The organism is Cupriavidus neocaledonicus (genome assembly GCF_000372525.1).
Taxonomy (GTDB): domain Bacteria; phylum Pseudomonadota; class Gammaproteobacteria; order Burkholderiales; family Burkholderiaceae; genus Cupriavidus; species Cupriavidus neocaledonicus.
On record NZ_AQUR01000107.1, the window covers coordinates 369,658 to 383,995 of the forward strand.

17 protein-coding genes are annotated in these 14,338 nt (G+C 70.4%); 6 read left to right on the forward strand and 11 right to left on the reverse strand.

The window, feature by feature from the left end; translation table 11 throughout:
• Positions 1-19: 19 nt before the first annotated feature.
• Positions 20-1,540, reverse strand: coding sequence for a DASS family sodium-coupled anion symporter (locus tag A3AG_RS0129905; protein WP_018008945.1), 1,521 nt, complete (start codon positions 1,538-1,540; stop codon positions 20-22).
• Between the two features lie 264 nt (positions 1,541-1,804).
• Between A3AG_RS0129905 and A3AG_RS0129915 the strand changes: the two genes are divergently transcribed.
• The 5 genes from A3AG_RS0129915 to A3AG_RS0129935 all read left to right on the forward strand — a co-directional run bounded on the left by A3AG_RS0129915 (position 1,805) and on the right by A3AG_RS0129935 (position 5,049).
• Entirely contained in the window at positions 1,805-2,050 is a 246-nt protein-coding gene (locus A3AG_RS0129915) for an RNA recognition motif domain-containing protein (protein ID WP_018008947.1), read from the forward strand.
• Positions 2,051-2,098: 48 nt separating this feature from the next.
• Complete coding sequence (locus tag A3AG_RS0129920) at positions 2,099-2,923, forward strand: tyrosine-protein phosphatase (protein WP_018008948.1); 825 nt, start codon at positions 2,099-2,101, stop codon at positions 2,921-2,923.
• Positions 2,924-3,047: 124 nt separating this feature from the next.
• Positions 3,048-3,842 (forward strand): TOBE domain-containing protein, encoded by a 795-nt coding sequence (locus A3AG_RS0129925; protein WP_018008949.1) that lies wholly within the window; start codon positions 3,048-3,050, stop codon positions 3,840-3,842.
• Between the two features lie 52 nt (positions 3,843-3,894).
• Positions 3,895-4,494, forward strand: a complete 600-nt coding sequence (locus tag A3AG_RS0129930) for a LysE/ArgO family amino acid transporter (protein ID WP_018008950.1) — start codon at positions 3,895-3,897, stop codon at positions 4,492-4,494.
• 15 nt (positions 4,495-4,509) lie between these two features.
• Positions 4,510-5,049, forward strand: a complete 540-nt coding sequence (locus A3AG_RS0129935) for a class IV adenylate cyclase (protein ID WP_018008951.1) — start codon at positions 4,510-4,512, stop codon at positions 5,047-5,049.
• Here the strand turns inward: A3AG_RS0129935 and A3AG_RS0129940 are convergent.
• From A3AG_RS0129940 to A3AG_RS0129960, 5 genes are all read right to left on the reverse strand, one after another.
• Positions 5,019-5,741, reverse strand: a complete 723-nt coding sequence (locus A3AG_RS0129940) for an ATP-binding cassette domain-containing protein (RefSeq protein ID WP_026164571.1) — start codon at positions 5,739-5,741, stop codon at positions 5,019-5,021. The genes A3AG_RS0129935 and A3AG_RS0129940 overlap by 31 nt on opposite strands.
• Before the next feature lie 22 nt (positions 5,742-5,763).
• Positions 5,764-6,474, reverse strand: a complete 711-nt coding sequence (gene modB / locus A3AG_RS0129945; RefSeq protein WP_018008953.1) for a molybdate ABC transporter permease subunit — start codon at positions 6,472-6,474, stop codon at positions 5,764-5,766.
• An 18-nt stretch (positions 6,475-6,492) separates the two neighbouring features.
• On the reverse strand, positions 6,493-7,263 hold the full coding sequence (modA, locus tag A3AG_RS0129950) for a molybdate ABC transporter substrate-binding protein (RefSeq protein WP_026164572.1): 771 nt from the start codon (positions 7,261-7,263) through the stop codon (positions 6,493-6,495).
• A 223-nt stretch (positions 7,264-7,486) separates the two neighbouring features.
• Positions 7,487-7,681 (reverse strand): DUF1059 domain-containing protein, encoded by a 195-nt coding sequence (locus A3AG_RS0129955; RefSeq protein ID WP_018008955.1) that lies wholly within the window; start codon positions 7,679-7,681, stop codon positions 7,487-7,489.
• 81 nt (positions 7,682-7,762) lie between these two features.
• Positions 7,763-8,704, reverse strand: coding sequence for a 2-hydroxyacid dehydrogenase (locus tag A3AG_RS0129960; protein ID WP_018008956.1), 942 nt, complete (start codon positions 8,702-8,704; stop codon positions 7,763-7,765).
• A 185-nt stretch (positions 8,705-8,889) separates the two neighbouring features.
• Between A3AG_RS0129960 and A3AG_RS0129965 the strand changes: the two genes are divergently transcribed.
• Positions 8,890-9,420, forward strand: coding sequence for a nucleoside 2-deoxyribosyltransferase (locus A3AG_RS0129965; RefSeq protein ID WP_026164573.1), 531 nt, complete (start codon positions 8,890-8,892; stop codon positions 9,418-9,420).
• Here A3AG_RS0129965 and A3AG_RS0129970 read toward each other — a convergent pair.
• From A3AG_RS0129970 to A3AG_RS0129990, 5 genes are read right to left on the reverse strand one after another with little or no spacing between them, the layout of a single operon-like run.
• Positions 9,417-10,037: a PqiC family protein gene (locus tag A3AG_RS0129970; protein WP_018008958.1), complete on the reverse strand. Its 621-nt coding sequence runs from the start codon at positions 10,035-10,037 to the stop codon at positions 9,417-9,419. The two genes, A3AG_RS0129965 and A3AG_RS0129970, sit on opposite strands and share 4 nt — an antisense overlap.
• Positions 10,034-11,701, reverse strand: coding sequence for a PqiB family protein (locus tag A3AG_RS0129975; RefSeq protein ID WP_018008959.1), 1,668 nt, complete (start codon positions 11,699-11,701; stop codon positions 10,034-10,036). The genes A3AG_RS0129970 and A3AG_RS0129975 overlap by 4 nt, the downstream gene beginning before the upstream one ends.
• Positions 11,688-12,434 (reverse strand): paraquat-inducible protein A, encoded by a 747-nt coding sequence (locus A3AG_RS0129980; protein WP_018008960.1) that lies wholly within the window; start codon positions 12,432-12,434, stop codon positions 11,688-11,690. Before A3AG_RS0129980 ends, A3AG_RS0129975 begins: the two co-directional genes overlap by 14 nt.
• A complete protein-coding gene (locus tag A3AG_RS0129985; protein WP_018008961.1) occupies positions 12,431-13,129 on the reverse strand; it encodes a paraquat-inducible protein A in 699 nt (232 codons plus the stop codon). Before A3AG_RS0129985 ends, A3AG_RS0129980 begins: the two co-directional genes overlap by 4 nt.
• Positions 13,129-14,313 (reverse strand): AI-2E family transporter, encoded by a 1,185-nt coding sequence (locus A3AG_RS0129990; protein WP_018008962.1) that lies wholly within the window; start codon positions 14,311-14,313, stop codon positions 13,129-13,131. Before A3AG_RS0129990 ends, A3AG_RS0129985 begins: the two co-directional genes overlap by 1 nt.
• Positions 14,314-14,338 lie beyond the last annotated feature (25 nt).

The following is a 14,338-nucleotide window of genomic DNA, read 5'->3' on the forward strand; positions in this document are numbered from 1 at the left end:
CGCCCAGCGCGAGTTGCCGCTAGACCCAGCCCAGCCAGCGCCAGTAGGTCGCGGCGAACAGCAGCATCATGGCGTAGCCGATGACGGTGACCGGGATGCCGATGCGCGCGAACTGCCGCCCGTTGAAGGTCTCGGTGCCCAGGCACACCATGTTCTGCGGCGCGTTGATCGGCAGGATAAAGCCGAAGCTGACGGTAAAGCCGAGCAGCATGGTGATGCCGACGCGGTTGATGTCGCCGGGCAGGGTCTGCAGCACCGAGATCAGGATCGGCAGCAGCGCCGCCGTCAGCGCGGTGGCACTGGCGAAGCCCAGGTGGATCAGGATCAGGAACGCCGACAGGATCGCAAACACCAGCAGCGCCCCGTGCGCCGCCAGCCCCGAATGCGTGACCACGAACTGGCCCAGCCACTGCCCCGCCTGGGTGGATAGCAGCGCGGTGCCCAGGCTGATGCCGACCCCGAACACGATCAGCGTGCCCCACGGCGTGCGCTGCTGCATGGTCTTCCAGTCCATCACGCCGATGCGCGGCAGCATCAGGATCACCAGCCCGACAAAGGTCACGGTGGCGGTGTCGAAGCTGTGCAGCTTGCCTTCGGTGGCCCAGCACAGCAGCAGGCCGAGCGACACCGCGGCCAGCCGCTTCTGCGGCGCGCTCATCGGACCCAGCGCGGACAGTTCGCGCTGCACCGCTTCCTTGCCGCCCGGAATGGCCTCGGTCTCGGCAGGCAGCAGCCAGCGCACCAGGACATAGAGCACCACCGACATCGCGACCGCCCAGGGCGCGCCGGCAATCAGCCATTGCAGCCAGGTGATGCGCTCGCCCAGCAGCTTGTCCATGAAGCCCACCGTCAGCAGGTTCTGCGCGGCCGCGGTCTGGATGCCGACGTTCCAGATGCTGGTGGCCTGCGCCACCGTGATCATGATGCCGGCCGCGATATTGGACTTCCTGTCGACCCCGAACGCGGCGATCACGCCCATCATGATCGGCACCACGCAGGCGCTGCGCGCGGTCGCGCTTGGCACCACCAGGCTCAGCGCGATGGTGACCGCGATGGTGCCAATCAGTATGCGGCGCGTGCTGGTGCCGATCGCCGACAGCGTCACCAGCGCGATGCGCCGGTCCAGCCCGGTTACCGTCATCGCCGCGGAAATGAACAGCGCCGCCGCGACCAGTGCCAGTGCGGTATTGGAGAACCCGGCCAGCGCCATGCCCAGCGCCTTCGAGGTGCCGTATTGGACCGAGGGGTCGGTCACGGTCGGCGCAAAGCCGATCAGCCCGGCCATCAGCGAGGTGATCATGATGGCGCTGGCTTCGTACGACACCGCCTCGGTGATCCATACCACGATGGCGAACGCCAGGATTGCCAGCATGCGCTGGCCGGCAATGGTGAGCCCGTCGGGCTGCGGCATCGCCAGCACCGCGACCAGCGCCGCGGCGGCGGCGAACAGGCCCCAGTGCAGGGTGAGCTTCGGTGCGGGCGTGGCCGCTGCCGGAGCGGCGGGGGCAGGGGCGGGATGGGAGGCGGGAAGTTCTGGCATCGCCGACGTTCCGGTCGTTTCGACTATCTGAAATTTTCCGGCCGATGGCGGGCCATGTCGAGGTCCGGGCTGAGTTAGTTACGCCCGTCATGCGCAAGATCAAGGCGATGGCAGATCGCCGGATTCTCCGGCCGCTGTGGGCGTCATACCAGTAAAAGGCTCGCCATGGCAGGCCTTGGCGGCAGTCCGCCTGCATTGGCGGCGCTGCTGCGCCGGGCCGCCAGGTGCACGAGCCGGAGTGATCTGAAATAATTGGAGCCGACCATGAAGGTTTTGGTACGCGGACTCAAGGCCGGACTGGACCCGGCGGCGCTGCGCGAGGCACTGGCGCGGTATGCGAGGATCCGTTCGGTGGAACTGGTGCAGGAAGGCGACCCCAGGCATCCCTGGGCGTGGGTCGATATCGACGCCGGCGCGCTGACGGTATGGAAGCTGGTGGCGCGGCTGGACCGGCGCTATATCGCCGGCTGCCACCTGCGCTGGCATGTGCCGGCGTACCGCGCGCGCTGACACGCGCACCGGTAGCGGCACGGCTGGCACGACAATCTGGAACGAACAATGCTCAAGTGGCTTCAACGCGCGGCCTGTCCGCATGCCCTCGCGGCCATGCCGCCAACACCGGCGGCGACCGGCACCGTGCCGGACGTGCCAGACCTGGTGTTCGAGCGCATCAGCAATGCACGCGACCTGGGCGGACTGGTGGGCGCGCAAGGGCGCCGCGTGCGCCACGGCCGGCTATTCCGCAGCGGCAACCCGGCGCTGGCGAGCGACGCCGACCTGCAGCGGCTGCAGGCGCTCGGGCTCGACATGGTGGTGGATTTCCGCTCGCCCGGCGAGAAGTCGCCGGGCGAAGCGGCCTTCGGCCAGCGCTTCCGCTGGCAGGCGGTGCCGGTGCTGGAAGGCAGCATGGCGATGGACGTGCTGATGCCGCGCCTGCGCGCCAGCACGCCGGCGCAGATGGATGCCTTCATGCTCGAGGTGTACCGCGATTTCCCGGTGCGCTACCGCGCCGCCTTCGGCGGCTTCATGCAGACCGTGCAGGGCGGCCAGACGCTGCTGTTCCACTGCACCGCGGGCAAGGACCGCACCGGCTTTGCCGCGCTGCTGTTGCTGGCCGCGCTGGGCGTCGGCCAGGACGACATCCTGGCCAACTACCTGGAATCGAACCAGCGCAACGCGCAGTTCAACGCGGCCGCGCTGGCGCAGATGGGCGGGCTCGGCATCGATGCCGCGGTGATGATGCCGCTGCTGGAAGTCCGGGCCAGCTACCTCGACGCGTCGATGCAGGCCATCGACGCGGGCTGGGGCAGCGTCGGCAACTACCTGAGCGACGCGCTGCAGGTCGACGTGGCGCAGCTGCGCGCGCACTACCTGGACGGCTGAGTGGCTGAGTCAGGGTCTTACCGCCAGACTCGTAGCCGTCTGCGCGGGGCCTGCCGCCGAATGGGATTACCATAAGCGCGTTTCGGACTTCATTGCGGTGCCGGCCAGCGGCGCCCGACCCCCAATGCTTGAACTCCACGGCGCCATCTGGTTCCGCTCCGGCTCGCAGGACTGGGGCGGCAAGGACCGCATCGCGCTGCTTGCCGCGATCGGCGCGCATGGCTCGATCACGGCCGCCGCGCGCGCCGTCGGCATCAGCTACAAGGCGGCGTGGGACGCCATCGACGCGATGAACAACAGCGCCGGCGAGCCGCTGGTGGTGCGCGCCGCGGGCGGCAAGGGCGGCGGCGGCACGCGCCTGACGGCGCGCGGCGAACAGCTGATCCGCACCTATCGCGCGCTCGAGGACGAGCACCGGCGCTTTGTCGCGCAGCTGTCGCGTCTGGGCGAGGGCGTGGCCGACGATATCCACCTGATGAGGCGAATGATGATCAAGACCAGTGCGCGCAACAAGCTGTTCGGACGCGTGGCCAGCGTCAAGGGCGGCGCGGTCAACGACGAGGTCGAGCTGGAGCTGGCCGGCGGGCAGCGCATTGTCGCCACCATCACGCATGAGAGCGTCGAGACCCTGGAACTTGCCGAAGGCGTCGAGGCGTTTGCGCTGATCAAGGCGTCGTCGGTGCTGGTGGGGCTGCCCGAACCGGGGCTGCGGCTGTCGGCGCGCAACCAGCTGCCGGGCGTGGTGGCGCGCGTGATGCCCGGCGCGGTGAACGCCGAGGTGGTGATCGAACTCGACGGCGGCGGCACGGTGGCCGCGATCGTCACCAACGGCAGCGTCGAGGCGCTGGGGCTGCAGGCCGGCGTGGCCGCGGTGGCGATATTCAAGGCCTCGAGCGTGATCCTGGGCGTGGTGGGGTGACGGCTGCGGCGTGCAATAATAGCCGCCCCCAAAGCATGTCGTTCCCCTCGCGATGCACGCCGCGCTGGCTGGCTTTTCCCTCGGTCTTTCCCTGATTCTTGCCATCGGTTCCCAGAATGCCTTCGTGCTGCGGCAAGGCCTGCGGCGCGAGCACGTGTTCTGGGTCTGCCTGGTGTGCGCGCTGTCGGATGCGCTGCTGATCCTGCTGGGCGTGTCGGGTTTTGCCGTGATGATCCGCGCGCTGCCGTGGCTGGGCGAGGCCATGCGCTATGGCGGCGCGGCCTTCCTGCTCTGGTATGGCGCGCGCAGCTTCGTCGCGGCGTGGCGCTCGAACGCGGTGCTGGACCCGAGCGATGCCGCGCCGCGGCCGCTGGCGCCGACGCTGGCCGTGTGCCTGGCGTTCACCTGGCTCAATCCGCATGTGTATCTCGACACGGTGATGCTGATCGGTTCGGTGTCGACCCAGTTCGCGGGCCACGCGCGTGAATTCGCCGCGGGCGCCATGACGGCTTCGTTCCTGTTCTTCTTCGCGCTGGGCTATGGCGCGGCGCTGCTGCGGCCGGTGTTTGCGCGGCCACGGGCGTGGCAGGTGCTGGAGGCGGCGATCGGCGTCACCATGTGGGTGATTGCCGCGCGCTTGCTGATGGGTTGAGGCGAAGGAGTACCGATGCCAAGGAACGTCGAGATCAAGGCCCGCATCGACAGCGTCGAGGCGCTGTTGCCGCGCGCCGCAGCGCTGGCCGACCACGGGCCCGAATACATCCGCCAGGACGATACCTTCTTCCGCTGCGCCAACGGGCGGCTCAAGCTGCGCGAGTTCGCGCCGGACCGCGGCGAACTGATTTTCTACGCGCGCGCCGACCAGGCCGGCCCGAAAGAGAGCTTCTACATCCTGTCTCCGACGCCGTCGCCCGGCACGCTGCGCGCCGCGCTCGCCGCCGCGCACGGCGAGGGCGGGCGCGTGCGCAAGCTGCGCACGCTGTACCTGGCCGGACGCACGCGCGTGCACCTGGACCGGGTCGAGGCGCTCGGCGATTTCCTGGAGCTGGAAGTGGTGCTGGCTGACGAGGAAAGCGTGGCGGACGGCGTGGCCGAGGCCCACGCCCTGATGGCCCGCCTGGGCGTTCCCGCGTCGGCCCTGGTCGAAGGCGCGTACGTCGACCTGCTGCGCGCGGCTCAGGCCACGCGCGCCGACACCGGCGCGTAGACCGGCGCATGGCGGCGGCTGGTGCCGCTGCCGAAGATGCGGCCTTCGCGGATTTCGAGCACGTGGTCGCCCAGCGCCTCGACGTCGGCAGGGTCGTGCGAGATCACCAGCATCGGCACGTCGAGGCTGGCCTGCAGCGTGCGCAGCTCCGCCCGCATGCGCGCGCGCAGCGCGGGGTCCAGCGCCGAGAACGGTTCATCGAGCAGCACGATGTCGGGCTGCGCCACCAGGGCGCGCGCCAGCGCCACGCGCTGCTTCTGGCCGCCGGAGATCTCCGCCGGATAGTTGCCGGTGATATCGGCCAGGCCGAAGGCATCGATCCAGCGTTGCGCCTGCGGATGCACCGCGCCGCGGCGCGGGTTGCGCCAGCCGCGCGCCAGGCCGAAGGCGATGTTCTGGCCCACGGTCAGGTGCGGGAACAGCGCATATTCCTGGAACAGGTAGGCCACGCGGCGCTCCTGCGGCCGCACGTCGATGCCGGCGTCGGCGTCGAACAGGGTGCGGCCGTTCAGCACGATGCGGCCGCTGTCCGGCGCCAGCAGGCCGGCGATGGCGCGCAGCGTCAGGCTCTTGCCGGCGCCCGAGGGGCCGAACAGCGCAATGCGCCGGCTGGCCGAGTCGAAGTCGATGTCGAGCGCGAAGTGGCGGTCGGCCGAGACCATCTGTTTGCGGATGCTGACGTGCATGCTCATGGCGATATGCGTGGCCCTGGCGTTAGCGGACGCGCGGGCGCAGGCGCCGGCGTTCATAGAGTTCGGCGGGATGGCGCGCGGCCGCCGGCACCAGGCGTCCGGCAATCACCAGCAGCAGCACGCAGGTGACGGATGTCACCAGCACCAGCAGGTTGGCGGTGTTGTCGTCGCCGGCCTGGACTGCCTCGTAGATGGCCACCGACAGCGTCTGCGTGCGCCCGGGCAGGTTGCCGGCGATCATCAGCGTGGCGCCGAATTCGCCCAGCGCGCGTGCAAACGCCAGCAGCACGCCGGCGATGATGCCGCGCGCCGCCAGCGGCAGCGTGACGCGAAAGAAGATGCCGCCCTCGGGCACGCCCAGCACGCGCGCGGCGTTCTCCAGCTGGTGGTCCACGCCTTCGAAGGCGGCGCGCGCGGACTTCAGCACCAGCGGGAAGGCGACGATGGTCGAAGCCAGTACCGCGCCCTGCCAGGTGAAGACCAGCTCGATGCCGAGCCGCGCCAGCCACTCGCCGAACACGCCACGGCGTCCCACCAGCACCAGCAGGTAATAGCCCAGCACCGTCGGCGGCAGCACCAGCGGCAGCGTCAGCACCGCGTCGACCACGTCGCGCAGCGGCGAGCGCCAGCGCGCGAGCGCCCAGGCCGCGCCGACGCCGAGCACGGCGTTCAGTGCGGTGGCCCAGCCCGCCACCTTCAGCGACAGCAGCAGCGGTACCCAGACGGCGTCCATGGCGTGCGCGGCGCGGCGTCAGGGCTTTTGGAAGCCGAAGCGCGACAGGATCGCCTGGCCTTCCGGCGAGGCGACATAGTCGACGAACTGCGCCGCTTGCTGCGGCTGGCGCGCCTGGCTGGTGACGGCGATCGGGTAGGTCACTGGCGTGCGGCTGGGCACGCGCAGCGCTACTTTGACCTTGTCAGGCATCACGGTGGCGTCGGTGGCGAAGACGAAGCCGGCTTCGACCTCGCCGCGCGCGACGTAGTCCAGGCTCTGGCGCACGTTCTGCGCCGGCACGCCCTTGGCGGCGACCGCGTCCCACAGCCCGGCCGCTTCCAGCGCGCCGCGGGTGTAGCGGCCCACCGGCACCGAGGCCGGGTTGCCGTAGGCGATGCGCCGGACTTCCGGGCGCGTCAGGTCCTGCAGCGAGGCGATCGCCAGCTTGCTGTCGGCCGGCACGATCAGCACCACCTGGTTGGCGGCGAAGTTGCGGCGCGAGGCCGGCACGATCACCTTCTCTACCTCGGCCTTGTTCATCGCTTCCTGGTCGGCCGAGGCGAACACATCGGCCGGCGCGCCCTTGACGATCTGCTGCATCAGCACGTCGGAGGCGCCGAAGTTCAGCACCACGTGCGTGCCGGGGTGGGCGCGCTCGTAGGACTCGGCCAGTGATTTGAAGGCGTTGGTCAGGCTGGCCGCGGCGGACACCACCAGGTCGGCGGCGAAGGCAGGCGGGGCGGCCAGCGCCAGCATCGCGGCGGCGGCCAGCAGCAGGCCGCGGCGGCGGGAACGGAAGGCAGGCATCGGAATCCTCGGGAAGCGGCCGCCGGCATGCATGGGCAGGCGTGGCAAGGCCGGAGCGGGTAGACTGTCAGGCGCAATATACGTCTGTATATAGCGAGGCGTCAATGATGCGCCATGACGGGCGTCAGTGGCATTCCAACCGGCATAAGTGCTGTATCAGGGGCTGCGAATGAACCCCGGGGCGGGAACGGCTGGCGCCTGCGCGGCGCCAGCCCTGCCGGCTTCAGGCCGGCGGCGTGCCTTCCTTGAACATGGATTTCAACTGGCTGCGCAGCTCAGGCGTGTCCTGATGCTGGTGCACCGCCACCGCATGCTGGACCGCGGCTTCGAGCAGTTCGTCCTCGCTGTCGGCGCTCAGCGCGACCGTGCAGTGGGTGTCGCTCGGAACCTCGCGGCAATCGATAAACTTGCGTGCCATGATGCCTCCTGACGCCGGCCCGCAGTATCGGCTGGAGCCGGTGCTTCCAGTATAGGCACGCCGTCCCTGCCGGTTGGTGGCCTATGGCACTGGCGTCAGCACCTTGCCGCCGGCGAGGAAGGCGTCGAGGTTCTGCAGCGTCAGCGCGGTCATGGCGGCGCGCGTCTCGTGCGTGCCGCTGGCCATGTGCGGTGCCAGCACGACATGGTCCATCGCCAGCAGCGCCGGTGGCACGTTGGGCTCGTCCTGGAACACATCGAGCCCCGCGCCGCCCAGGCGGCCTTGCGCCAGCGCCGCGACCAGCGCCGCCTCGTCGACCACGCTGCCGCGCGCGACGTTGACCAGGATGCCGCGCGGGCCGAGCGCATCGAGGATCTCGCGCGAGACCAGCCCCGCGGTCGAAGGCCCGCCGACGGTGGCCACCACCAGGAAGTCAGCCCAGGTTGCCAGCGCCTTCAGGTTCGCTTCGAAGCGCCACGGCGCGCCGGCGCGCGGGCCGCGGTTGTGGTAGGCGATCTCCATGTCGAAGCCCTGCGCGCGCCGCGCGACGATCTCGCCGATGCGGCCCAGGCCGAGGATGCCCAGCTTCTTGCCGGAGACGCGAGTGGTCAGCGGGAAGCCGCCTTGCGGCCAGCGCCCGGCGCGCACGAAGCGGTCGCCGTGGGCGATGCCGCGCGCCGCGTCGAGCAGCAGCCCGAAGGCGAGGTCGGCGACGCAGTCGTTGAGCACGTCGGGCGTGTTGCTGACCTGGATCCCGCGCGCACGCGCCGCGTCCAGCGCGATCGCGTCGTAGCCGACGCCGAAGCTGACGATGGCTTCCAGGCGCGGCAGCGCATCGATCAGCGCGGCACTGCAGCCGTGGCGCGCCGAGGTCACCACCACGCGCACCTGCTGCCCCGCGCTGCGCGCCCAGGCCAGCGCATCGGCCTGCTGCCACAGCGCCGCGGCGCCGTACTGTTGCTGCAGGGTGGCATTGGTCTGCGGCGCGAGCGGGCCGACCTGGAGGATCTGGGGAGCGGGCATGGGGACGGGAGGTCGAGGCGGGACCGGCAATGTTAGCGCAAGGGCGCGGCCCGCGTCGGCGCCCGGCCGGACGTGGGCGTGCAAGCAGTGCGATGTTCGGGCGGCGGCGCGCACCACCGGCGCGGGCCGCGGGTTATGCTGCAAGCCTCGCGGCCCGACGCCGCGCCACGCTTCTGCCACCTGCCATGACCACCATCTACCTCGCCGGCTTTGACGTGTTCCGCAAGGACGCGCGCGCCTGGGGCGAGCATCTCAAGGCGCTGTGCGCGGCGCATGGCTTCACCGGCCTGTATCCGCTCGACCAGTCCGCCCCGGCAGGCCGCTCCGGTCCCGACACCGCGCGCTGGATCTATGACGCCAATATCGCGCTGCTGCGGCGCGCGGACCTGGTGATGGCCAACCTGGATGACTTTCGCGGCCCCGGCGAGCCGGATTCCGGCACGGCCTTCGAGGTCGGCTTTGCCGTCGCGCTGGGCAAGCCCGTGTGGGGCTACAGCGCCGACGCCGGCACGCTGCGCGAGCGCGTCGCGGTGGCCACCGATGCCGACGGCACGCCGCTGGATGCGCGCGGCTTTACCGTCGAGGACTTCGGGCTGGCCAGGAACCTGATGCTGGCGTGCCCGGTGCGGCTGGTGCAGGGTGGCGCGGCCGAATGCCTGGCGGCCATGGCCGCCGCCCGGCAAGACCTCGACGCGGCCGTCCGCGGCGGCGGCTAGCGCCGCAGCGCCTGCACGCCGGCCGCGATATCGTTGGCGGTGCTCGCGACGATCTCGCGATACGCCGCCACTACGCCTTCGACCGCGCCGGGCGCCGGCAGCTCGGCCTGGGTCCTGCCGCTGACCACCTTGCCGTCGGGCAGCCGGCGCACGGTCCAGTTGATGGTGGCGCCGGCACGCTGGCCCACGTCGGCGTCCAGGCGCAGCACTTCGGTGGTGATGCGGTACAGCGGCTGCACGTCGGACAACCCCTGCTGGTAGGTATCGACCGCGCCCAGCGTGGCCTGCAGGCGCTGCGACAGCGCATCGCGCAGCTCGTCGGGCAGCGGCGCGGACCAGCGCGACAGGTCCAGCAGGCGCACGCCGGCTTCGCCGCCGCTGCCGTTCTGGCCATCGCGCACTACCAGTTGCGGCCGGTTGAGGCGCTCCGGCACACGCACCGGCGCTACCTCCAGCCACAGCGTGTCGGTCGACGGCGCGGCTGCCGGCGCCGGCGCGGCAACCGCCGCCGGCCCTTGCGCCAGCGTGTAGTATCGCGGCTCGGGCGAGGCGCAACCCGCGAGCAACGCCGCGGCGAAGCTGGCGCAGGCCAGCGTGAGCAGAAGGCGCTTCATCATTCTTTCTCCGGCTTGCCGCGCAGCAGCGCTTCAGGGTGGCGTTCCAGGTAATCGGTCAGCGTGCGCAGCGACGTGGCGGTGCGCGTCAGCTCCTGCAGCATGCGGCGCGTATCCTGCTGCAGCGGCGCGTCCGACGCCAGCGTGCCGTTGGCCGCGGTCAGGGTCTTGCGCGCGTCCTGCAGCGCGGCCAGCACCTGCGGCGCGACATCGCCGTTGAGCTGCTGCACCAGCTTGTCGGCGGTGGCCAGGGTCTTGTTCAGGCTCGTCACCGTGGTGCGCAGGTCCTGGCCGATCTGGTCGAACGGCACCTTGTCGATGCGGTTGACGATGTCGCCCACCTGCGCCTGCAGCTGGTCGAACGCACCCGGCGTGGTGGCGAATTCGGGAATCGGCGCGTCCAGGTCGACCTTGACCGGCGCCGCCTTGGGGAAGAAGTCGAGCGCCACGTAGAGCTGGCCGGTGAGCAGGTTGCCGGTGCGCAGCTGGGCGCGCATGCCCCGCTGCAGCAGGCCCTCGATGATCTTGCGCGCGCGTTCGCGGTCCTGGATGTCGCGTTCGCGGAAGCCCATGCGCGACGGGTACAGCTCGACCACCACCGGCATGCGGAAGGCGCGCTTCTCGCGCTGGAACTCGATGCCGATCGAACGCACCTGGCCCACCACCACGCCGCGGAAGTCCACCGGCGCGCCCGGCGACAGCCCGCGCACGGACTGGTCGAAATTGAGCACCGCCAGCGTCGGCGCCAGCTCTTCCGGCTCCTTCATCGCCTCGGCCTGGTCGCCGGCGAGCAGGAACTGAGTGTTCTCGGCGGCGGCGTCGGTGGCGGTGGTGTGGTCGGGCGCCTGGAAGGCGACGCCGCCCAGCAGCACCGTCACCAGCGACTGCGTCGACAGCTTGAGCCCGCCGGCATCGAGCTTGAGGTCGACCCCGCTGGCATGCCAGAAGCGCGTGTCGGCGGTGACCAGCTTGTCGTAGGGCTTGTTGACGAACACGCGCAGCGTGATGTCGCGCCCGTTGGGGTCGAGCTGGTAGGCCACCACCTGGCCGACCAGCACGCGCCGGTAATAGACCGGCGAGCCGATATCGAGCGAGCCCAGCTCGGATGCGCGCAGCACGAACTGCTTGCCGGACGCGTCGGTGGTCACCACCGGCGGCACTTCCAGACCCTTGAAGTCGCGCGCGGATTCCGTCGACTTGCCCGCGTCGACGCCGATGTAGGCGCCGGACAGCAGCGTCTCCAGCCCCGACACGCCGCTCGCGGCGAAGCGCGGGCGCACCACCCAGAAGCGGGTATCGGCGACGGCGAAGTTCTCGGCGTCCTTGGTCAGGTCGATCGACGCGACCACGTGCGAGCGGTCGCGCGCCAGGCGCACCGACTTGACCAGGCCGATGTCGACGTCCTTGTAGCGCACCGCGGTCTTGCCCGGGATGAGGCCTTCGGCGGTGCGGAAGCTGACCGTGATCTCGGGCCCGCGCGAGGCCAGCGTGTGCACCAGCAGCGAGATGCCGACCACCGCGGCGACGATCGGGATCAGCCATACCAGCGAGGGCAGCCAGCGCGCGCGGCGGCGGCGTTCGGGCCGTGGCAGGCCGGACGGGAGTGGCGCGGTCGGCGGGGAGGGCGGCATGGCACCCGCCGGGGCTTGGTTGTCAGTGTCGGGCATTGTCAGGTTCCAGCGAATCCCACAGCAGGCGCGGATCGAAGCTGAGCGAGGCCAGCATGGTCAGCACCACGACCGCGCCGAAGGCGAGCGCGCCGCCGCCGGGGATGATGGTGGCCAGCGCCCCGGCCCGCACCAGCGAGGCCAGCAGCGCCACCACGAAAATATCGAGCATCGACCAGCGGCCGATCACCTCCACCAGGCCGTACAGCCGGGTCTGCTGCCGGATCCGCCAGCTCGAGCGGAAATGCACCGACAGCAGCAGGAAGGTCAGGATCACCATCTTCAGCAGCGGCACCACGATGCTGGCGATCAGCACCAGCACGGCCAGCATGTGCGAGCCGGACAGCCACAGGTAGATCACGCCCGACAGGATGGTGTCCTGCTGCGTGCCGAGGATGGACTGCGTCACCATCACCGGCAGCAGGTTGGCAGGAATATAGAGCATGTACGCGGCCAGCAGGAAGGCCCAGGTACGCGCCACGCTGTCGGGCTTGCGATGGTGCAGGGTGGCGCCGCAGCGCGGGCAGGGCGCGCCTTCCAGCGTGCGCGGGCTGACCAGGTCGCAGGCGTGGCAAGACACCAGGCCCAGCCGGCTGGCGGTGGGCACCTGCGGCAGCGGGGTGTTCTCGTCGTCGTCGGTCAGTTCCGCCACCACCTCGCGCGCGAGCTGGCGCGGACGCGCCAGGCGGCCGGCGGGGCGCGGCTGCCGCTGCGGTTGCTGCGGCTGTGTCATCGGCCCTCCCCGTGCGCCGCCGCGGCCTTGTCATCGGGCGTCTCCAGGTGGCGCCACAGGTCGCGCGGATCGAACGACAGCATCGCCGCCAGCACGATCACCAGCGCGGCGAACGACCACAGCGCAATGCCGGGCAGCACGCGCGCCATGGTCGAGAGCTTCACCAGCGTCACCAGCACGCCGATCATGAAGACCTCGATCATGCCCCACGGCCGGGTCTGGCGGATGCCGCGCACGATGCGGTCGAAGCCGGCCGGCATGCGGTGCTGCGCCATCGGCACCAGCAGGTAAGTCATCATCAGCAGTTCGGACAGCGGAAACAGGATGGTGGTGGCGAACACCAGCGCCGCCACCAGCGCCATCTGGTCCGCATATAGCGCCTGCACCGCGCCCAGCAGCGTGGTCTGGGTGCGCACCCCTTTCAGGTCCATCTCGACGATGGGGTAGGCGTTGGAGATCAGGAACAGGATCAGCGCAGTGATTACCAGCGGCAGCAGGCGATGGTAATGGCGCCGGCTCTCGCGGTAGAGCTGGCCGCCGCAGCGCAGGCACAGCGCGCGCTCGCCGGGCGCGATCGGCGTGCGCTCGTAGACGGCGTCGCAGTATTCGCAGGCCACCAGCCGGTGCAGCGCGGCCGGCGAGGTGTCGGGCAGTGCGGTCTCCGGCGGGGCCGGGGGTACGTCGTGTGCCGCCATCAGCCGGATCGCTTGCCGCTGGCTGCGGGCGGCACGTCGGGGTTGTCGACCACGGCCGGGGCTGTCGTTGGCGCCGACGCCGCGGCCGGTGCCGGCGCGGCCGCCAGCGCCGCACCTTTCTGCAGGTCGCGCTGCAGCTCGCCCTGCGAGCCGATGGTCCAGTCGCGCAGCAGGGCATAGGCCACCGCCAGCAAGGTCGGGCCGATGAAGACGCCCAGGAAGCCGAACGCCAGCGCGCCGCCGAGCACGCCCAGCATGATCCAGATCAGCGGCATGCCGGTGCCCTTGCTGATCAGCAGCGGCTTGACGATGTTGTCGGCCATGCTGACCACGCCCACGCCCCACACCACCAGGAAGATGGCCCAGCCGGTGGCGCCGGTGTGATACAGCCACAGCGCGGCCGGCAGCCACACCAGCGGCGGCCCGACCGGCACCACCGACAGGAAGAAGGTCACGAAGCCGAGGATGGCGGCGCCCGGCACGCCCGCGATCCACAGGCCGATGCCGGCCAGCACGGCCTGGATGAAGGCGGTGCCGAGCACGCCGTAAACCACGCCCTTGACGGTGCTGCCCGCCAGTTCCAGCAGGTGGTCGGCGCGCTCGCCGGCAATGCGGCGCATGCCGGCGCGCAGCCAGGCAATGGCGAACTCGCCGCCGGTATAGAAAAAGAACGCCAGGATGATCGACAGCGCCAGCTGCCCCAGCCCGGCCCCGATCGACAGCCCCGCGCCGAGCAGCACGTGCCCGACCGGCGCGATCAGCTTGCGCAGGTTCGCGACCATCTCGGAATCGGCATTGATCAGGCTGTCCCAGGAGTTTTGCAGGTAGCCGCCGACATAGGGCAGGCTGCTCAGCCACAGCGGCAGCTGCGGCAGGCCGTGCTCCATATAGCGGTCGACCAGCGCTGCGAGGTCATCCAGGTGCGCGGAGAAGCTGGCGCCGGCATAGACGAACGGACCCAGCACGATCACCGTGGCAAGCAAAACGCAGATCAGCGCGGCCAGGCCGCGGCGGTTGCCGAGCCAGCGCGACAGCACGGTGTAGGGGTGCCAGGAACTGAACGCCAGGATCGCACCCCACAGCAAGGCCGTGGTAAACGGCGCCAAAACCAGCAGCGAGCCGCCGATCAGCACGATCAGCGCGAAGACGGCGGCGATTTTTTCGATCAACTGACCGGAACTCATGGTTGGGGTCTCCGTTTTGTCCCCT